Annotated in this window: 20 protein-coding genes and 1 tRNA gene; 11 read left to right on the top strand and 10 right to left on the bottom strand. The window is 50.0% G+C overall.

The features are described from left to right. Positions 1–10: 10 nt before the first annotated feature. The 4 genes from MPB2EB_RS02060 to MPB2EB_RS02075 form a co-directional block, all read right to left on the bottom strand. Complete coding sequence (locus tag MPB2EB_RS02060) at positions 11–2,380, bottom strand: bifunctional (p)ppGpp synthetase/guanosine-3',5'-bis(diphosphate) 3'-pyrophosphohydrolase (protein ID WP_185182214.1); 2,370 nt, start codon at positions 2,378–2,380, stop codon at positions 11–13. 44 nt (positions 2,381–2,424) lie between these two features. Beyond that, a complete protein-coding gene (gene rpoZ, locus MPB2EB_RS02065; RefSeq protein ID WP_185182215.1) occupies positions 2,425–2,637 on the bottom strand; it encodes a DNA-directed RNA polymerase subunit omega in 213 nt (70 codons plus the stop codon). Between the two features lie 78 nt (positions 2,638–2,715). Then, positions 2,716–3,327 carry a guanylate kinase gene (gene gmk / locus MPB2EB_RS02070; RefSeq protein ID WP_232534500.1) on the bottom strand — a complete coding sequence of 204 codons (612 nt, stop codon included), beginning with the start codon at positions 3,325–3,327 and terminating at the stop codon, positions 2,716–2,718. A gap of 201 nt (positions 3,328–3,528) precedes the next feature. Beyond that, complete coding sequence (locus MPB2EB_RS02075; protein WP_185182217.1) at positions 3,529–4,467, bottom strand: YicC/YloC family endoribonuclease; 939 nt, start codon at positions 4,465–4,467, stop codon at positions 3,529–3,531. A gap of 156 nt (positions 4,468–4,623) precedes the next feature. On the opposite strand from MPB2EB_RS02075, the gene rph reads away from it, so the two are divergent. The 4 genes from rph (at position 4,624) to MPB2EB_RS02095 (ending at position 7,449) form a co-directional block, all read left to right on the top strand. After that, positions 4,624–5,364: a ribonuclease PH gene (gene rph / locus MPB2EB_RS02080; protein ID WP_185182218.1), complete on the top strand. Its 741-nt coding sequence runs from the start codon at positions 4,624–4,626 to the stop codon at positions 5,362–5,364. Between the two features lie 66 nt (positions 5,365–5,430). Then, a complete protein-coding gene (gene rdgB / locus MPB2EB_RS02085) occupies positions 5,431–6,054 on the top strand; it encodes an RdgB/HAM1 family non-canonical purine NTP pyrophosphatase (RefSeq protein WP_232534461.1) in 624 nt (207 codons plus the stop codon). A 1-nt stretch (position 6,055) separates the two neighbouring features. Beyond that, entirely contained in the window at positions 6,056–7,285 is a 1,230-nt protein-coding gene (gene hemW, locus MPB2EB_RS02090; RefSeq protein ID WP_185182220.1) for a radical SAM family heme chaperone HemW, read from the top strand. Between the two features lie 74 nt (positions 7,286–7,359). After that, positions 7,360–7,449: transfer RNA gene (locus MPB2EB_RS02095), tRNA-Ser, on the top strand. A gap of 166 nt (positions 7,450–7,615) precedes the next feature. Here MPB2EB_RS02095 and MPB2EB_RS02100 read toward each other — a convergent pair. The 6 genes from MPB2EB_RS02100 to MPB2EB_RS02120 form a co-directional block, all read right to left on the bottom strand. Continuing rightward, positions 7,616–8,695, bottom strand: a complete 1,080-nt coding sequence (locus MPB2EB_RS02100; protein ID WP_232534462.1) for an ABC transporter substrate-binding protein — start codon at positions 8,693–8,695, stop codon at positions 7,616–7,618. Between the two features lie 39 nt (positions 8,696–8,734). Continuing rightward, entirely contained in the window at positions 8,735–9,691 is a 957-nt protein-coding gene (locus MPB2EB_RS02105) for a LysR family transcriptional regulator (RefSeq protein WP_185182222.1), read from the bottom strand. Positions 9,692–9,707: 16 nt separating this feature from the next. Beyond that, positions 9,708–10,136 (bottom strand): hypothetical protein, encoded by a 429-nt coding sequence (locus tag MPB2EB_RS08485; RefSeq protein ID WP_232534463.1) that lies wholly within the window; start codon positions 10,134–10,136, stop codon positions 9,708–9,710. Between the two features lie 209 nt (positions 10,137–10,345). Then, on the bottom strand, positions 10,346–10,993 hold the full coding sequence (locus tag MPB2EB_RS02110) for a hypothetical protein (RefSeq protein ID WP_232534464.1): 648 nt from the start codon (positions 10,991–10,993) through the stop codon (positions 10,346–10,348). Between the two features lie 489 nt (positions 10,994–11,482). Next, complete coding sequence (gene tal / locus MPB2EB_RS02115) at positions 11,483–12,439, bottom strand: transaldolase (RefSeq protein ID WP_185182224.1); 957 nt, start codon at positions 12,437–12,439, stop codon at positions 11,483–11,485. Further along, a complete protein-coding gene (locus MPB2EB_RS02120; RefSeq protein ID WP_185182225.1) occupies positions 12,436–13,293 on the bottom strand; it encodes a 23S rRNA (adenine(2030)-N(6))-methyltransferase RlmJ in 858 nt (285 codons plus the stop codon). Before MPB2EB_RS02120 ends, tal begins: the two co-directional genes overlap by 4 nt. A gap of 32 nt (positions 13,294–13,325) precedes the next feature. On the opposite strand from MPB2EB_RS02120, the gene surE reads away from it, so the two are divergent. From surE to groL, 7 genes are all read left to right on the top strand, one after another. Next, a complete protein-coding gene (surE, locus tag MPB2EB_RS02125; protein ID WP_185182226.1) occupies positions 13,326–14,084 on the top strand; it encodes a 5'/3'-nucleotidase SurE in 759 nt (252 codons plus the stop codon). Further along, the gene (locus MPB2EB_RS02130) at positions 14,042–14,884 is read left to right on the top strand and encodes a protein-L-isoaspartate(D-aspartate) O-methyltransferase (RefSeq protein ID WP_370576610.1); all 843 of its coding nucleotides are present in this window, start codon (positions 14,042–14,044) and stop codon (positions 14,882–14,884) included. Before surE ends, MPB2EB_RS02130 begins: the two co-directional genes overlap by 43 nt. A 5-nt stretch (positions 14,885–14,889) precedes the next feature. Next, positions 14,890–15,729, top strand: a complete 840-nt coding sequence (locus MPB2EB_RS02135) for a peptidoglycan DD-metalloendopeptidase family protein (RefSeq protein WP_185182228.1) — start codon at positions 14,890–14,892, stop codon at positions 15,727–15,729. A 22-nt stretch (positions 15,730–15,751) separates the two neighbouring features. Next, the gene (gene rpoS / locus MPB2EB_RS02140; protein ID WP_185182229.1) at positions 15,752–16,828 is read left to right on the top strand and encodes an RNA polymerase sigma factor RpoS; all 1,077 of its coding nucleotides are present in this window, start codon (positions 15,752–15,754) and stop codon (positions 16,826–16,828) included. Beyond that, positions 16,825–17,601 (top strand): 3'-5' exonuclease, encoded by a 777-nt coding sequence (locus MPB2EB_RS02145; RefSeq protein ID WP_185182230.1) that lies wholly within the window; start codon positions 16,825–16,827, stop codon positions 17,599–17,601. The genes rpoS and MPB2EB_RS02145 overlap by 4 nt, the downstream gene beginning before the upstream one ends. Before the next feature lie 229 nt (positions 17,602–17,830). Further along, positions 17,831–18,124: a co-chaperone GroES gene (locus MPB2EB_RS02150; RefSeq protein ID WP_034956440.1), complete on the top strand. Its 294-nt coding sequence runs from the start codon at positions 17,831–17,833 to the stop codon at positions 18,122–18,124. A 47-nt stretch (positions 18,125–18,171) separates the two neighbouring features. Then, a complete protein-coding gene (groL, locus tag MPB2EB_RS02155; protein WP_185182231.1) occupies positions 18,172–19,821 on the top strand; it encodes a chaperonin GroEL in 1,650 nt (549 codons plus the stop codon). Positions 19,822–19,950 lie beyond the last annotated feature (129 nt).

Raw genomic sequence — 19,950 nt, forward strand, 5'->3', positions numbered from 1 at the left:
CGCTTAAAATTTAATAATCTGGCCGCTCGCGGTCAATCTGCATCCCACCATTGCGGCGATGAGATTGCGTTTCATTGGACTTTTCGCGCGTGATGCGCATCACATCTTGATTGATCCGCGTACGGCGCATGACATTTGCTAGATGCACGCGGTTGGCGACTTGAATCACTAGGCGCAGCACGACAAATTCTTGGGCGAAATCTTCGTCCATTGAAATATGGGCAATATTGGCGTCGGCAGCTGTAATGTCTGCTGCAATGCGGGCAAAAACACCTTTTGTTTTACGCACCAGGATTTTAATCATGACATCGAATAAACGTCCTGGTTGGGGTGCCCAGGCGATATCGATCCAGCGTTCAGGGTCGCGTTTATGAATGCGGTGAGCGATGCGGCACTCTGTGGTGTGAACTGCCATCCCCAGGCCAAGCCCAATGTAGCCCATGATGGCATCTCCTGGAATCGGACGGCAGCAGGGTGATAACTGGACTGACATCCCTTCAGCGCCGCTAATCACGACTGGGGTTGGAACATGGGTGCCTAGGTTGGGTCCAGAGTACTTGGTGGCGGGGTCTTTATTCGCTTCATCTTCATGTTCTCCGAGCAAGACTTCAATGCGCTTTGCCATGAGGGCCGCAACGCAGCGGCCTAGTCCAACGTCAGCGAAGATTTCTTGACTGCTGTGGTGAGTCCATTGTTCGAGTTTATCCCAGGCTTGCGGCGTCATATTGTCTAACGATAGGCCATAGCCTTTTAACGCTTGCTCTATAAGCTGCTTGCCCAATTGCACCGATTCATTGGAGCGCATCGTTTTGAGGTAATGCCGAATGGCCGAGCGTGCTTTCCCGGTGCGTACAAAGCCAAGCCATGCTGGGTTTGGTTTTGAGGAGTCGGCCGTGATAACTTCGACAATATCGCCGCTTTGCAGCTCAGTGCGCAACGGTAGCAGTTCATTATTAATTTTGACTGAAGCGCATCGATTGCCCAATTCACTATGGATTGCATAAGCAAAATCAAGTGCGGTAGCGCCGCGGGGCAACGTTATGATGGTTGATTTCGGCGTAAATACATAGACTGCGTCTGGAAAGAGGTCGATTTTAACGTGCTCTAGGAATTCACTCGCGTCGCCGGCTTCCAATTGAATATCAAGCAATGATTTGAGCCATTGATGCGCGCGTTGTTGCACGTCGTTTAGATCTGCGCTGCCATTCTTATAGAGCCAATGCGCGGCGACGCCGGCCTCGGCTATATCATGCATTTTCCGGGTACGAATTTGGAATTCAACGGGCGTTCCAAACGGGCCCACCAATGTAGTGTGCAATGATTGATAACCATTGATTTTGGGAATTGCAATGTAATCTTTAAATTTACCGGGTACGGGCTTATAAAGAGAGTGCAGCACCCCCAAACATAAATAACATTCAATCGGTTTTTCGACCACGATGCGGAAACCATATACGTCAAGTACCTGCGAAAACGACAATTGTTTGTCGCGCATTTTGCGGTAGATGCTATAGATGGTTTTTTCGCGGCCCGTTACTTCGCAGTTGATTTGCTCATCAGCAAATGCGTACTGCACGGACTCCAGGATTTTGCTGACTACTTTGCGGCGATTGCCGCGCGCTGCTTTTACGGCTTTTTCAATCGTCGCATAACGATGTGGATGAAAATTTGCAAAACTGGTTTCTTGTAATTCTCGATAAGTATTATTTAAACCTAAGCGGTGTGCGATGGGTGCATAAATATCGATGGTTTCGCGCGCGACGCGGCGGCGTTTCTCTGCCGGTACGGCGCTTAGCGTACGCATATTGTGCAAACGATCGGCTAGCTTAATGATGATCACGCGCACATCGCGCGCCATGGCTAGCATCATTTTGCGGAAATTTTCCGCTTGCGCATCTTCCCGACTGCGAAACTCCATGCGGTCGAGCTTGGATAGCCCATCGACTAATTCAGCAACTTTGGGCCCAAAATGCTCGGTAAGTTCAGTTTTGGTGACCCCTTGATCTTCGATGACATCATGCAGTAATGCCGCTATGATGGACTGCGCATCGAGTCGCCAGCTGGCGCAGATTTCGGCAACCGCGACCGGATGCGTGATATAAGGCTCGCCACTTTGCCGATATTGACCAAGATGAGCTTGATCGCTGAAATGGAATGCAACTTTGATTTGCTCGATTTCTGACTGTTCGAGGTATTCAGATAAAGCCGCGGTTAGGGTCGCGATTGAAACGACTTTATGCTTACGCGGATGTTCAGGCGTGACGGTGGGGCCAAATAAATGCTTAACCGACTGCTCAAGCACTACGTCGATATATTTGCGCGTGCTTGGCGTTTCTGAGGTGGAGGCAGACGACGAGTTCTCGTTCATATTAGCCTCCATATATTAAGTAGATGCTGAGTTTAAACGAACTTCGCGGCGCGTGTTTATAGCGGAACTTTTTTCAGCATCTCGTTAATATCTATAATGCCGTCGGCGATTTCGCGCAAAGCGGCGACAGGTGCCTTATTGCGGTTGCCAACTTTGGTGGCGTGCCCTAGTATGAGTTGGCGTGCTCGATAAGTGGCAGCCAGCGTAAGGTCAAAACGGTTGGTGTTCGGGACGTTTTGCAAGCAGTCTTCAACAGTAATGCGGGCCATGATTCATTTTTCCTTTATAAGAATGAGTCTATTTTACATCAGCAGGGTTGAGTGGGGGTTTTAGCCATTTTTGTTTTTCTAATCCGTCGTCGCAGCATGAATGCCCAGCTCTGCAAAAAGAGCCGCATGGCGCGCGCACTGAGAAGCAAAACGCAACCGTGTCGTGGCGATAATCGATTGCAATTGTGTCAGTGCATTGGCAAAATGATCATTGATCACCACATACTCAGCCTCGGCGGCGTGAGCCATTTCGCTGCCTGCTGCAAGTAATCTTCTCACAATCACATTAGGCGCATCCTGTCCGCGTTTTTTAAGCCGTTCTTCGAGCGCATCCAGCGAAGGCGGCAAAATGAAAATGCTGACTGCATGACGAAACTGCCGGCGTATTTGGCGCGCCCCTTGCCAGTCAATTTCAAGCAGCACATCATGGCCAATTTCGATTTGTTGTTCAATCCACAGGCGCGAGGTGCCGTAATAGTGCCCATGTACCTCTGCACTCTCGATAAACTCGCCCCGCGCACGGCGCGCGAAAAAATCGTCTTGTTTAACAAAATGATAGGCGCGCCCATCTACTTCGCCAGGCCGAGGCGCGCGTGTCGTATAAGAGACCGATAAACTGATGCCGGTATCTTGCTCAAGTAAAGCGTTAACCAGCGTTGATTTGCCTGCACCGGAAGGTGCGATCACCATCAATAAATGCCCAGGGTGATGATTTTCTGCTGAGTAACTGGGTGGCGTAACGCAAAGAGGTGTATTAGATGGGGTTGCCTGGCTCATAAATAACAATAATAGGCTCTAGGGTTAAAAATTAGAAATACTGCCTCGTATGATTGAGGAGCGCGAGAAAAAGCCTATAGCTTAAAAACCACGACCACATTATCAACCACAAGATTACTCCAGATTTTGTATCTGCTCGCGCATTTGCTCGATTAAAAGCTTAAACTTCATCGCGCTATCGGCCAGTTCTTTAGCCGCAGCTTTTGAGCCTAGCGTGTTGGCTTCTCGGTTGAGTTCTTGCATCATAAAATCCAGTTGTTTGCCAACGCGGCCGCCTTGCTGGAGGATGCGTCTTGTCTCGTGCAAATGTGTGGAGAGTCGGCTTAATTCTTCGCTAATATCGATGCGAATGCCATACATCGTCATTTCCTGCCGGATCCGCTCTGCGGTTTCCTCGCGCGAGATGGGCGCTGGCGTATTACCTGCTGTGGCGAGGCCAAGGGCTTCTTGCAGGCGTTCGACAATTTTTTGTTGGTGTTTGCTGATTAACTCCGGCACCCAAGGCGTAATTTCAGTGACAATTTTTTCTATCTCGGTCACTTGATCAAGCAATAGGGTAACGAGCTGCGCGCCTTCGCGTGCGCGCATATGGATTAATTCATTGAGCGCTTGTTGGGCGCATTGGATGACGGTTGCACTCAAGTTGTCTGTCGTCTGCGTTTTGCTGTTATTTTTACTCAGTACGCCAGGCCAATGCAAAATCTCGTTGGCTTTGAGCCGCTCAGCTTTGGGAAAGCGGCTCAGGATTTGATCTTCAATCAGTGCTAGCTGCGTTAGCGCATCATGATTAAGCGCGCCAATGGTCGGCAGTACTTCACTCCGTTGCAGGTTAATGCGAATCTCGACTTTGCCACGGCCTAACTTTTGTGTAAGCATTTCGCGCATGGCAGGTTCCGTGGCGCGGAGCTCGTCGGGAATGCGGAAAGTCAGATCAAGAAAACGCGAGTTCACTGTGCGCAGCTCGACCGATACACTGGTTGCGGGGGCCTCGCTATTCGCTACAATGGGTACTTCGTGGGTGACGTTGGCGTAGCCAGTCATGCTATAAATCATCAATTACGCTCGCTCGAGGTTGCAACGCCAAATCATGGCGGGGGAAACTCATCTTAATCAGAAACAAGGGAGAAGAGTGTATTTTAAAGGATATACGCCCTTTGATGCCGGTATCGATGCGTTCAAGGTGCGGAGCAGTATATAATTTGGAAGTCTATGAATCTACTCTCACTCCGGCCAGATGGCCGCGCGCCCGCTCAAATGCGTGAAGTACGCATCACCCGCCATTACACAAAACATGCCGAAGGTTCGGTGTTGATTGAATTTGGTGATACTCAAGTGATCTGTACGGCAAGTATTGCGGAGCGGGTGCCAGAATTTTTACGGGGCCAAAATCAAGGTTGGCTCACTGCAGAATATGGCATGTTGCCACGGGCGACGCACACGCGCAGCGAGCGCGAAGCGGCGCGCGGCAAACAGACTGGCCGCACTCAGGAAATTCAGCGTTTAATTGGGCGTGCGCTACGTGCAGCTTTTGATCTTAAAAAGCTCGGTGCGCGTACGCTGCAGATCGATTGCGATGTGCTGCAGGCGGATGGTGGCACGCGCACAGCGAGTATTACGGGCGCTTTCGTGGCTGCGTATGATGCCGTCACGCAACTGTTGCACGACCAGCACATTGCACAACTGCCGATTATCGACTGGGTCGCTGCAGTATCGGTTGGCATGGTGGATGGCGTTCCTGTGCTTGATCTTAACTATGATGAAGATGCCACGTGCGGCACAGATATGAATGTAGTGATGACAGGCCAAGAGGGTTTTGTCGAAATTCAGGGTACTGCCGAGGGTGCGGTTTTTTCTCGCACAGAAATGAATCAGTTACTTGACCTGGCGCAAATTGGCATTGCTGATCTAATCAAAAAACAAAAAGCCGCGTTGGAGTTAAGTGTTGCTTAAAACCATCGAACCTTGATTTATTTATTGTGATGGCCCGCGATGGATACAACAACTCTTGCTTCGTCTATGACGCTAAACCCGCATCAAGTGGTGTTAGCCTCTAACAATGCCAATAAGCTGCGCGAATTTACGGCTTTGCTGGCGCAAGTAGGTTTGCCCTTAGTCTCGCAAAGCGAGCTTGGCATTACACCTGCGGCAGAGCCTCATCCAACCTTTGTCGAAAATGCGCTGGCTAAAGCGCGCCATGCCGCGCACCTCAGCGGTTTGGCCGCGTTGGCAGATGATTCCGGGTTATGCGTGCATGCCTTGCATGGAGCGCCCGGAGTGTATTCAGCGCGTTTTGCGCAGCGCGCGGGCGGTGCTAAAACAGATGCCGCTAATAATGCGTTGCTACTCAGCGAGCTTGCAGCTTGTCGTGACCGGCGCGCCCACTATATTTGTGTCTTGGTTTACGTCGCCCACGCGCAAGATCCTGAACCTATCATTGTTGAGGCGCGTTGGTATGGTGAAATTGCAAAAGTAGCGCGCGGCGAGTACGGCTTTGGCTATGATCCGCTTTTTTATCTGCCTGAGCTCGGACAGACGGCAGCGGAACTGGCGCCTGCAGTTAAGAACACCATAAGTCATCGTGCACTTGCGAGTGAGCATTTAATTAAGCGGCTTAAAAATGAGAGGATGAAAAACCTGTAATATGGGTTCAGATGTAAATACAGCTCAGCCAGTTGCGCAAACAGAGCGCACTATAGCGGCACCGCTTTTTTCGACAAAACGCATTCGGCTTAGTGCGTTACCGCCACTCTCGCTCTATCTGCATTTTCCATGGTGTGTAAAAAAATGCCCTTATTGCGATTTCAATTCGCATGAATGGAAGGGCGTTGGCGAGTTTCCAGAAGAGGTTTACCTGGATGCGCTGTGCGCTGATCTTGAGCAGGCGCTGCCCCTCATTTGGGGGCGTACCATTCATACGGTATTTATTGGCGGTGGAACGCCTAGCTTATTGTCGGCCAAAGGACTCGACCGGCTCTTGGCAGATGTGCGCGCGCGCGTGCCACTGATCGCGGATGCGGAAATTACATTAGAGGCGAATCCTGGCACATTCGAGGCTGAGAAATTCAGCCAATTCCGTAGCAGCGGCGTCAATCGTTTGTCGCTTGGGATACAAAGTTTTGACGATGCTCAGCTGGCTACGCTGGGCCGCATTCATGATGGGTCGCAAGCGCGCCGCGCGACGGAAGTTGCGCAGCGCCTATTTGATCGCTTTAATCTTGATTTAATGTTTGCGCTTCCTGGGCAAACCTTAAGTGCGTGTCAGGCTGATTTGGAAACGGCACTTTCGTATAGTCCGCCTCATCTCTCTCTGTATCAACTGACGCTTGAACCTAACACGCGCTTTGCAAAATACCCGCCCACGTTACCGGACCATGATATCTGCGCGGATATGCAGGAATGGATCCATCAGCGTATGCATGAGGCGGGCTACCTTCATTATGAAGTATCCGCGTATGCGCAGCCGCGCCAAGCCTGTCAGCATAATCTGAATTATTGGCGTTTTGGCGATTACTTAGGGATTGGTGCAGGTGCGCATAGCAAGCTTTCCTTTCCCGAGCGTATTATTCGGCAAATACGCTATAAACATCCAGCGACTTACATTGCACAAGCTAAGCAAGCGCTTTTTGTGCAGGAAGAGCATGAAGTGAATGCGAGCGAATTGCCGTTTGAGTTTATGTTAAACGTATTGCGTTTGCCAGAAGGGTTTCCGGTGTATCAATTTACGGAGCGCACGGGTTTGTCCATGACGACGATCGCGGCATCTTTGCGCGCTGCCGAAGCGCGTGGCTTACTTTTGTGCAATCATGAAACGATTGCGCCAACGCCGCTTGGCCAGCGTTTTTTAAATGATTTACAAAGCTTGTTTTTGTGAGCTTAAGCGGCAGGCGAAAGAGTGATGTATGAGTTATATTATGCTCAATCCTGAGTTACAATAGCGTTTTTTTGGGAGATGTGGCCGAGCGGTTTAAGGCAGCTGACTTGAAATCAGCCGTACGGGCGACCGTACCGTGGGTTCGAATCCTACCATCTCCGCCAGCTGTACTACAGACGTCGCCAAGCTTTAACAAAAAGTATTAGTATTTAAAAGGGTTGGCGGGGGTTTTGTTGCAAATAATGCCCAGGTTTAGCAAGGGGGCAGCCAGTGCAAAAATTGAGTAGGTCGGATGGATCTCCACAACCGACTTTTACTTGCCGCTTTTTATCAACCCAAAAGCCAATGGTTATAGCGTTCAATCACAGCACTGTGCCTACTCGCCCAATATCCCCCATCGCTCGGCATCCCTTTTTCCAAATTCTCTGGATAAGTGGCAAGTAGTCTTACATATTTGGGATCAATGCGGTTTCTTTGTAAAACCTCTTGGGTTAAAGCGCTAGGTTGGGTCGGGGCTATCCCATAGGGGATAAGGCGTGCCTGTCGATCAGGGTCTGTGGCAAATTGGATAAATTGCTGGCAAGCATCCGCATTAGGCGTATCTTTTAAAATGGTCCAATTATCGTATCCGTAGATATGTTGATCCCAGGAAAACGCAACGGGCGCACCCACTTCAATAGCAGCGAGTGCACCCAGTGAAAAGATAGGAAGTAAATCGACTTCGCCCGTTTTCAGGAGATGTTCAGCCTGGGGCGCATTTTGCCACCAGACGGAAATATGCGGCTTGATTTTATCCAGGCTACGAAAGGCGCGCTCAAGATCATTACCGGAATAGACGTCTCCGGGTGGTACGCCATCGGCCAGTAAGGCTTCTTCTATCGTATCAAACGGAATTTTGCGCAGGGCGCGACGGCCTGGGAAATTTTTCACATCCCAAAAATCCTTCCACGTTCTCGGTGCTTGGCGTCCTTTGAATGCCTCTTCACGATAGGCGAGCACGGTAGAGTAGACATTCATCCCAACGCTACATTCTGACAAAAAGTGCGGCATGATGGTTGAAACTACGGGATCATGCTCAAGCTCATGCTTTTCCAAATAACCGTCCTTGCTTAGGATCGGAACGGCCCGATTGCCCAGGCACGCCATATTCCAATGATATGTCCCCGTATTGACCATGGTTTTAATTTCGGCGATAGGCTCTACATTGGATATGATGGCCTCGACCTCTATCCCGGTTTCCTTTGTGAAGGGTTCGAAGAGTATTTTGGTATAAGCAATATGATCCCTTCCGCCCGAGGTGCGGATAATAATTTTTTGCTTTGATTTTTGGGTGAGTTTAAGAGACGGTTTAATGAGGGGGACACTCACCACGGATGCTACACCCAAACCGGCTATCACTGTCTTAATCATATTACGTCGACTCCTGAGAAATTGATTTTGCCCTTTCATTTAGCCTTCCTCCCTAGACCTGATGAGTGAGCTATCGTTAGCCGTTGACTCCTGCGTAAAAATAGAAAGCCCTCCATGAAGCAATTTAAGCAATTGGTGAGTAGCGGGCAGCAAGGGTCTACCCCGTCTAACAACCAAAGCCAGTTTGGCTGACTGAAAAACGGGATGAACAATTTCTAGCGCAATAAGCTCACCCTTTTTAATTTCTTCTCGTGCTGAAAAAACCGACATAAATACTGTACCCAAGCTGTCGCAGGCAAATTTTTTCCGTGCCGCCGTTGAATCACTTTCAAATATGCAGGGGGGAAGGGCAATTTTTTCTGTGTGGCAAGCGGACTGGACCAGTTCTCGTAACACACCCGAAGCCGGTAGTGAAAGTGAGGAGCTCATCGCTTCTTTAAGTGTGACCTTTTGTTTGTGAGCCAGAGGGTGTTCTTTGCTCACTAACATATATAAGGGTAACGGCACGCTTGCATAAAGTTGAAGATCCGGTCTTTCAGGGCAAAGGTGGATGATTCCTATATGCAAAATGTCTTCGAGGATTTGATGAATAATTTTATGCGGCTCGAAAATTTCTTCGATATTCAGGTTGACATCGGGAAATTGACGATGAAATTGATTGAATACGCCCATGAGTGGGGCAACGAATGTACTGGCGGTAGCGATATGAATACGTCCTCGTCGCATTTCACTCAGTGCCTGTAAACCCGCTTCAAACTCTGCTTGTGCCTCGCAGTTCTTGCGATAATATTCAAGTAATAATTTGGCCACCTCGGTTGGCGCAACACCGCGGGGCCGTCGCTCGAATAATTTAAATCCGATCTCTTCTTCTAACAGACAGATTTGCCGCGTAATCACCGAGCAGTCTGTATTCAAATAATCAGAAGCTGTACGAATTTTTCCGTGGGTGTAGACCGAGTAGAAGTACCTCAGCCTGCGCTGGTTAATTTCTCTCATTTCCAGCTCCTAGAGTTTAGCGGATCAAGCTTTGCTTAGAAGCGAGTGCGGCTTCGCAATATTCCTCAGAATCAGGACGTTTTGGCCGGTAAGGCGTCGAAAAAGGAGGGGTTGGCCGTATTAGAGGAAGGTGAGGTGCTTTGGGTTTAATCATGACCTCAATCGAGGATTGAACTTGAGCAAGATCGGTGAAGTGAAAATAAAATGCGCAGAGGGAAGGAGCGAGTTTTTTGAAGGAAAATGGAGAACGTCGAGAATGTTGTAAATTAGCAGAGTGTTTTTTAGGACATTGTTTAAGAGATAAAACTCGAGGAGATGAAAAGAGATACTTCGGGGGAGAAGGGTAAGATTCAAGGCAATACATCACGCTGCTCCTTGTGTTTGGCTTTAAACTCCGACGCACCCCTATGTCAAAAGAGGTGGCGGAACCGAGCAGGGTTGACATACCGAAACACAAGAATCGGCGTACCCGAAGGTACCCCTACCCGGCCCCGCCATAAGCGCGAGCCTTCTTTCTTTGTGTTGCCGGGATGTCAAACCCAGACCACTACTGTATTAGTGGCGATTAGAGTATAAGTAATTTGATTAGAAAGGGTAGATATGGTGCGGTTGATTAATTGCCTATGCCAGCGTGTCTATTTTCTTTGCCCCTGGCTAGTTTTTACTCGGTGCTTTTCCTTTCTCCTGGGCCTTGGCAATGTCTGCATAAGGCTTTCCTGATTGGAGTTGAGCCATCGTCTCCACCGGATCTTGGTGCATAGCCTGCATAATTTGATGGGCTGTCTCAGGTGAAGGCGGTGGCGAATCGGACTCTTTTGGGGGCTTGGGGTTTGTTACTTGAGCGGGGCGGCCCTTGAGAGGTTGGTGATCAAAGGTCGTTGTGGGACTAAAAGGGCCATGTCGGCCAATGCGTTGCTTTTCACCCTGAGGAACTTCAGGCGTGACACGCACGTAAGAGCCCCCCTCTTCATAATTTACGGTTTCTGGATAATTAGAGTGGACGCCACCTGGTGGATGGTACTCGATTCCGCCTTTGAATTCGGTCACCGTAGCACCTTCATCGACCTGTTTGGGGGCTTTTGCTTTAGGTTTTTTCTCTAGCACTTCTTTGAATTTTGCCTCTCGTCTTGCATTCTCTTGAGCAATTTCTTGGGATGTAAGGGCCCGTTTCTTCTCCGTAGCTACAAGAAATCCTCCTCCTTGTTTGTAGTGAAGATCTGGGTGACTACCGCTTTTAGGGCCGAGACTAGACTTCACCGTACTGAACGGGTCTGCCTGTGCTGCCTTGTATACCCGGGACATACTTGCACTCGGGCTGCTGCCGGGTCTGGGAGGTCCTACCAGATCAGAAAGTAGGCCTTTGGGTGAGGGAGTACGGGATCTTTCCTTCCCCTTATCTGCCGATTCCATGGAAGAATCGTATTTCTCGGTATTCCCTGCACCGATGGTTAAATTAGATTTAGACGGCAGCATGTCCATTCCTGTGGCGATTAATCGGATTAGCGTGTTTGAAGTAACGCAGTAATCCCAGTATTGACGACAGGAGCTCCGTCTGTGATTACAATGCGAAGCTTAGTATCATGATGCGAGCCTGTTGAAATTGTTCAGGTAAAACCGTGATGTGTGCTGACTACTTATGATGGTATGCTGGAATTCTACGCAGCATCTAAAAAAATCATGGTCACACTACTGAAGCGGGTGATGTGGTGTGCTTCTGCGTGTGCTTTTATCGCTATGGTCTTTTTTGAGTAAGCAATTGCTTGCGTGTGATCTCCTTGCGGAGCGCTCCAGCTAGGTTTGTAACGATTGAATCATGGTTTCAAGTTTAGCGCTATCCACGGCAAATTGACGAATGCCTTCAGCAAGTTTCTCGGTTGCCATAGCGTTGTCATTAAGCTGATAACGAAACGCTGATTCGTTTAGCGTGATGGGTTCCAGCGCTTCGCTGGAGGGATTCTGTGGCGTAAGCTTGCGCTCAAGCGCGGTTGTGCGGGTTTGTAGTTGCTCGAGTAATGGCGGGCTGATGGTGAGTAGATCGCAGCCGGCAAGCTCGATGATTTGCGCAGTTGAACGAAAGCTCGCGCCCATCACCTCGGTCGCGTAGCCGAATTGTTTGTAATAATGATAAATCTGCTTAACAGAGCGCACGCCAGGATCGTTAGCGCCCCCATTTTTCTGCTCATCCCATGCAGCACCTGCATTGGCTTTATGCCAATCATAGATCCGACCCACGAATGGCGAGATTAAGCGAGCGCCTGCTGCGGCGCACGCAATGGCCTGTTCTAGCGAAAAAACCAGTGTCATATTACAGTGGATGCCTGCTTGCTCGAGTTGTTCGGCGGCACGTATGCCTTCCCAGGTGGCGGCGATCTTGATTAACACGCGCTCGCGTGCAATCCCTGCGGTTTCGTATAACGCCATCAATTGATGCGCTTTGGCGACCGTCGCGGCCGTATCAAACGATAAACGGGCATCGACTTCGGTAGATACCCGGCCTGGAATAAGCGCTAGAATTTCCGTGCCAAAAGCGATAAGTAATTGATTCATGATGGAATCAATGCCTTGGTGGCAATCATCATTGACGATCTTAACTAGGAGCGGGCGATATTGATTTTGCTGGACCGCTTTTAAGATAAGCGAGGGATTCGTGGTCGCTTCATGCGGTTGATATTGCTTGAGTAGTTGAAAATCGCCGGTATCGGCAACCACGGTGGTGTATTTTCTTAGCGCATCAAGGGTTGTCATCATATTTTATGTTGCTCAAGCATGAAGGTGGCTGCTGTATCCCGCCCAAGTGTTTGCACTAGGTAGGGTAAAGCGGTTCTTAGGTTTTCTGCTAATGAGTAAGGCGGATTCAGTATAAACATACCACTGCCATATAAGCCATAGCCATCTCGCGGTGGGGCACAGGTTTGCAGCAAAGCATGCAGCCAGTTTTTTTCGGCGATGCGTTTGAGCTGTTCGGCAAAGCGCTGGGCTTCAGGCCGTTGGACCTGCGGATACCACACTGCATAGGTGCCTGTCGCAAAGCGGCGTAAGCTTTGTTGTAACGTATCTAATACGCGCTGATAGTCTTGTTTGTCTTCGTAAGAAGGATCCAGTAACACGACCGCTCGTCGCGGTGGGGGTGGGAGGAAACCCTTGAGCCCGCTAAAGCCATCTCCTGCATGTAATAGGGCGCGTGGTTTTCCGTTCGGTTGTAACTGGGCAAAATTATCGCGTAGGATTTTAATTTCGGTTGGATGGAGTTCAAACAGCCGTAATCTATCTTGGCTGCGGGTCAAGTGCCAGGCAAGCCATGGCGAGCCGGGGTAAAAGCGTAAAGCTTCAGTCTCATTCAGGGCCCGCACTTGGGCGATATAATCTGCTAGCAGAGGGGGTAAATTGGAGGATGCCCAGAGCCTTGCAATGCCGGTTTCGTATTCGGCAGTTTGGCTTGCATATGCCCCCAATAACTCATAGACTCCTGCGCCTGCGTGCGTGTCTAGGTACCAAAAAGCTTTTTCTTTCTGGGCGAGATGGCGCAAGATGTGCACAATAATGCTATGTTTGAGCACATCGGCATGATTGCCCGCATGAAAGGCGTGGCGGTAGCTCAGCATGTTTGGTGTTTCCTCAGTTACAATCAATAAATATGCGAATTTTACTCAGTAATGACGATGGTTATTTGGCGCCTGGCTTAGCTGCACTCTATGAAGCTTTAAAGCCCTTGGGCGAAGTAACCGTGCTTGCGCCAGAGCGTAATTGTAGCGGCGCATCTAATTCATTGACTTTATCGCGACCATTATCCGTGTTTACTGCGGCGAATGGTTTTCGCTATCTGAATGGCACGCCGACCGATTGCGTTCATATTGCGCTCACGGGTATCCTCGATTACAAACCGGATCTAGTTGTTTCGGGCATCAATAATGGGCAGAATATGGGGGAAGACACGTTGTATTCAGGTACGGTGGCAGCGGCAACGGAAGGGTTTATGTTTGGCGTTCCTGCTTTCGCCTTTTCTCTGGCCGATAAGGGCTGGGCGCATTTGGGGGCGGCCGCGCGCGTGGCGGGCGATATTGTGGCGCACTATCTGGCGCACCCATTAGCGGCACCGTTTTTATTAAATATTAATATTCCCAACCGGGCTTATCACGATTTGGGTGAATGGTGTGTGACGCGGCTGGGCAAGCGGCATCCATCGCAATCGGTGATTCAGCAAATGAGCCCAGAGGGCGAGCCGGTTTATTGGATTGGCCCAGCGGGCGATGTATGCGATGCAAGTGAAGGAACGGATTTTCATGCGGTAGAGCACGGGCGAGTGTCCGTTACTCCATTGCAGCTTGACCTAACCCATACGCAATTGCTTCCATGCGTGCAAGACTGGGTGTTGGCGGCGGAGTCAAAATCATGACGCACGCTAAGCGTTTTCCGCTTAGTTTAGCCGAAGTGCGGGCGCGCCAGGCTAAAAAGAGCGGCGTAAGCGCTGTGGCGTGGCGTCACGCAACTATGCTTCAAGCCCGTCCGCCTAATCCGGTAACGGTGCTGCATCCAGCTTTGGCCTCGGAACGGGTGCGCGAGCGGATGGTTGAGCGCGTGCGGGCTAATGGTGTAAGCCATGCGCGGGTGCTGGCGGCGCTGAGCGCGGTGCCACGGCATCTGTTTGTGGATCCGGGTTTGGCGGCGCAAGCCTACCAAGAAATGGCTTTGCCCATCGGTTATCAGCAAACGATTTCTAAACCTACAGTGGTGGCGCGGATGATTGAATTGGCTACGACTGATAGAGGGTTAAAAAAAGTGCTTGAGATTGGTACCGGCTGTGGTTATCAAGCGGCTGTGCTAAGTCATATAGCGCAAGAAGTGTATTCGATTGAGCGGGTGCAGCCGTTGTTTGAGCGGGCTAAAAGAAACTTGCGTCCACTACGGCTAGCGAATCTTCGGTTACAGTATGGCGATGGATGCTTGGGGTTGCCCGCGGCCGCGCCATTCGATGCGATTATCATAGCGGCAGCTGGCATTGGCATTCCCGAAATATTGCTTGAGCAGCTTGCAATTGGCGGGCGTTTGGTGGCGCCGGTGGTGCTTCCAGCCCATCCAGAAAGCAGTAGTGAAACGCAGATTTTGATGCTGATTGAGCGTATATCAGCAACTCAATGGCGCGAGTCAAAACTTGATCGCGTTTTTTTTGTTCCCTTAAAATCCGGAGTGATTTGAAATTGATGACTACGTTGCGAAGATTCGATAAAAGCTGCTGCCTAGCAATTTTTCCGCGCGTCCTTTGTGGGTTGTCGGTGCTCGTCTTTGGCGCATGCTCGACACGACTTGTCCACGCTCCAATCAGCGACCGCTTTGAGGCGAGCGCGTTGGCGAGCCAGTTAGTGTCGGCGCCGGCACCGCCTGGCTATTACCGAGTTAAGCCAGGCGATACGGTATATCGAATCGCGCTTGAAAACGGCCAACATTATCAGGATATTGTGGCGTGGAATAACCTGCAAAGCGCATCTCAGGTCGCAGCTAACCAATTGCTGCGTGTGACGCCGCCAGGAGCAGAACCCGCTCCCGATACACCCGGCGTTTCAACCGCGCCGGTAATCGATAGCGCGGTTCAGGTGCGGTCGCTCGAGAGTAGTCCAGCCGCTGACCCTTCTGGTCCTAGCACTGAGCCTGGCGCGCAGACTCCTGCGGCCGCGCCGGTTACTGCGCTTGCCTGGCCAGTGCGTGGCCCAGTACTGGGTACGTTTGATGAATTAAAAAATAAAGGCTTGGATATTGGCGGCGTCGTAGGAACGCCAATCTCAGCTGCGGCTGACGGCCGCATTGTCTACGCTGGCAACGGCTTAAGAGGGTACGGCAATTTGATTATTATTAAGCATGATGCTACATTTTTAACGGCTTATGCGCATAATAGAGCGCTTTTCGTTAAGGAAGGCGAGGCCGTAACTAGGGGCCAGAAAATTGCCGAGATGGGAAATAGCGATGCAAATCGCGTGATGTTGCATTTTGAAGTGCGTCAGCGGGGTAAGCCAGTAGATCCAATGAAGTATTTATCGACTCCTTAATAAATTAGCTCTCTCAATCAATATGCCGAATTCAAAGCGTCAACAGCCGTACGATAGAGCCGATCCACTATTTGGTCAGCTTGATGATAGATTAAGCTCGGAAGAGACGCCTGACTTGCCATTTGAGCGTGGCAGTGAAGTGGCTGAAGATGTGCTGGACGAAAATGACAGCGAAAATACCCCGGATGCGGTAGCGATTGACGAACCCGACCCAAGTGATTTTGGTGCTTTGTTACGATCTGAGCTAACCGCAGACACGATTCAGCATTATCTGAACCGGATTAGCGCCAAGCCTTTGTTAACGGTTGAGGAAGAGCAGCGTTATGCAACGGGCGCGCAGCAAGGGGATTTCGAAGCGCGGCAAGTCATGATTGAGCGTAATTTGCGGCTTGTCGTTAGCATTGCTAAAGGATATTTAAACCGTGGCGTGCCGTTGCTCGATTTAATCGAAGAGGGCAATCTTGGGCTGATGCATGCGATTAGCAAGTTCGAGCCACAGCGGGGGTTTCGTTTTTCTACTTATGCGACTTGGTGGATTCGGCAAAGTGTTGAGCGTGCCATTATGAATCAAGCGCGCACAGTGCGTTTGCCGGTTCATGTGATCCGTGAGTTAAATCAAATATTACGTGCTAAGCGTCATTTAGAAAAAAGCACAGTAAATGCCGATGGTTCTCTTGAGCGACGCGATGCGAGCGTGGATGATATTGCTCATTTAACCGGCAAGACGGTTGATGAGGTATCTGATATTCTTGGCTTAAGCGAACGGACGACTTCGCTTGATGCGCCGCTAGAGCTCGATCCAGGAAGCAGTTTGCTGGACTTCTTATCTGACGAGCAGAGTCAATTGCCTGAGGCAAAAATTCAGCAGCGTGAGCTGGAAGAATTAATGAAGGCTTGGTTAGCGCGTCTGCCAGACAAGCATCGGCATGTGGTTGAGCGTCGTTTTGGCCTTGGCAATGTTGAGCCTGCTACGCTTGAGGAAGTGGCTGACGAGATGGAGCTGACGCGTGAGCGGGTGCGTCAAATTCAGCAAGAAGCCATGACGCGTTTAAAGCGTTATTTCATCTCCAGCGGCGTGCGCAAGGATGCTGTGCTGTGACCCCTATTTTAGTTTTTGATATTGAAACCGTGCCTGATATTGCAGGTGCGCGTCAATTGGATGATTGGCCTAGTGCTCTGTCTGATGAAGAGGTTGCGCAACGCGCGTTCGCTGCGCGCCGCGAAAAAACGGGCTCCGATTTTCTGCCGCATTATTTGCAACGGGTGGTCTCGATTGCTTGCGTATTCAGAGACCGCGAAGGCTTTCGGGTAAAGTCGCTGGGCACTAAGCACGATGCGGAAGCTACGTTGCTTCAGTTATTTTTCCGCGTCATCGAAAAATATTCTCCTCAATTGGTGTCATGGAATGGCGGAGGATTCGATTTGCCAGTCTTACATTATCGTGCTTTGGTGAATGGCGTCGCTGCCCCAAAATACTGGGACCTGGGCGAAGATGATCGAGATTTTAAATGGAACAACTACATCAGCCGTTACCATACTCGCCATACGGATTTGATGGATTTACTCGCGCTCTATCAGCCGCGCGCCAACGCACCGCTTGATGCATTGGCTAAACTATGTGGTTTTCCGGGCAAGCTGGGAATGGATGGGAGCCAGGTCTGGCAAGCTTTTAGCGAAGGGCGCATCGATGAAATTCGTGATTATTGTGAAACAGATGTCGTCAACACTTATTTAATGTACTGCCGTTTCCAGCACATGCGGGGAGGCTTTACGATGCAAGAATATGAGCAGGAAGTGATGCGGGTTAAAGAGGCGTTGGCGGTTGAGGCTGGCGCGCATTGGGTAGAATATCTGGCGGCTTTTGCGAGATAACCCCCCCCGCCTAGCGTATCTAAGCGCTGTGGCGAATCAGGATAATGATAAGGCTTGCGCCGTGCTCTTGAATTTGTGCCAATGTGTCTCCATATTCAGTATAATTAGCACTCGTTAGCCAGGAGTGCTAATAAATCTTCGCTTTTTGGCTCGGGGAATACTTCTCCCTATGAGCTTTAAAAATTTAGTTGTTCTCTAGTATTTCTAGTATTTATTGAGAGGAGTCTGTATGAAAAAGCTGCGTCCTTTGCACGATCGTGTCATTATCAAGCGTTTGGACCAAGAGACCAAAAGCGCCTCAGGCTTGGTTATTCCTGAGACGGCTGCTGAAAAACCAGATCAAGGTGAAGTGCTGGCGATTGGGCCAGGCAAGAAAGATGAGAAAGGTGCTTCGATTGCGCTAGATGTTAAAGTGGGCGATCGCGTGCTATTCGGCAAATATTCCGGTCAGTCCGTCAAGATTGACGGTAATGAGTTGCTGGTAATGCGTGAAGAAGACATTATGGCTGTGCTCGTTAGCTAAGCGTAGTTTTCAGTTCATCAAGTTAGAGAATTCAAGGAGTTTCAAAGATGGCAGCTAAAGAAGTTGTATTCGGTGATTTGGCCCGCGCTAAACTGGTTGAAGGCGTCAACATTCTAGCCAATGCAGTTAAAGTTACATTGGGTCCAAAGGGACGCAATGTTGTGCTGGAGCGTAGCTTCGGCGGCCCAACTGTGACTAAAGACGGGGTTTCAGTTGCGAAAGAAATTGAGCTCAAAGATAAGTTGCAAAATATGGGCGCGCAAATGGTTAAAGAAGTCGCGTCAAGAACCAGTGACAACGCTGGTGATGGCACGACAACCGCAACCGTGCTAGCGCAATCTATTGTGCGCGAAGGCATGAAATCCGTCGCCTCGGGCATGAACCCAATGGATTTGAAGCGCGGTATTGATAAAGCGGTTTTGGCCGCAGTTGAAGAATTGCGCAAAATCAGCAAACCCTGCACCACGACTAAAGAAATTGCTCAAGTGGGTTCAATCTCAGCGAACAGCGATGAGCTGGTTGGCAAGCTGATTGCCGAAGCCATGGAAAAAGTAGGCAAAGAAGGCGTGATTACGGTTGAAGATGGTAAATCGCTGGAAAACGAACTCGATGTAGTCGAAGGCATGCAATTCGATCGTGGCTATCTGTCGGGCTACTTTATCAACAACCAAGATAAGCAAGTGGCAGCTCTGGATAATCCATATGTGTTGCTGCATGACAAAAAAATTACCAACATTCGCGATCTGCTGCCTTTGCTTGATCAAGTTGCAAAAGCAGGCCGTCCATTGTTGATTGTCGCTGAAGATATTGAAGGCGAAGCACTGGCTACGTTGATTTTGAACAATATGCGTGGCTTCTTGAAGTCTGCCGCGGTAAAAGCGCCAGGCTTTGGCGATCGTCGTAAAGCCATGCTCGAAGATATTGCGATTTTGACGGGTGGCCAAGTGATTGCTGAAGAGACCGGCCATACGCTTGAAAAAGCGACACTGGCTGAGCTAGGTCAGGCAAAACGCATTGAAGTTGCTAAAGAAAACACCACGATTATTGATGGCGCAGGCGATGCGAAAAACATTGAAGCGCGGGTCAAACAAATTCGTGTGCAGATTGACGAAGCAACTTCTGACTACGACCGTGAAAAACTGCAAGAGCGCGTTGCTAAATTGGCAGGCGGTGTAGCGGTGATCAAGGTCGGCGCTGCGACTGAAATCGAAATGAAAGAAAAGAAAGCACGGGTTGAAGATGCACTTCATGCAACCCGCGCTGCGGTTGAAGAAGGCATTGTGCCAGGCGGTGGCGTGGCGTTGATCCGTGCGCGTCAAGTGGTTGCTAACTTGAAAGCCGATAACCACGATCAACAAGCGGGCATTAAAATCGTGCTGCGCGCGATGGAAGAGCCGCTGCGTCAGATCGTGGCAAACGGTGGTGAAGAAGCCAGCGTAGTGGTGGCAAAAGTGGCCGATGGCAAAGGTAACTTTGGCTACAACATGGCTTCTGGCGAGTACGGTGATTTGGTGCAAGCGGGTGTGGTTGATCCAACCAAAGTGACTCGCACTGCATTGCAAAATGCGGCCTCAATCGCTGGCCTGATCCTCACGACAGACTGTTCTGTTGCTGAGTTGCCTAAAGAAGATGCGCCTGCGGCTGGCGGTATGCCAGGTGGGATGGGCGGTATGGGTGGCATGGGCATGGATATGTAATGGCCTAGGCTTGCCTTTATTTGCGCTGCGCTCTTATGAGCATGGCGCAATTTTCTGCACAAAAAACCCGCATAACTGCGGGTTTTTTGTGCCCTCTTGATGAGATTTATCTCAAAATGTGAGCAAATC

This window comes from Mycoavidus sp. B2-EB, assembly GCF_014218255.1.
Classification (GTDB): Bacteria; Pseudomonadota; Gammaproteobacteria; order Burkholderiales; family Burkholderiaceae; genus Mycoavidus.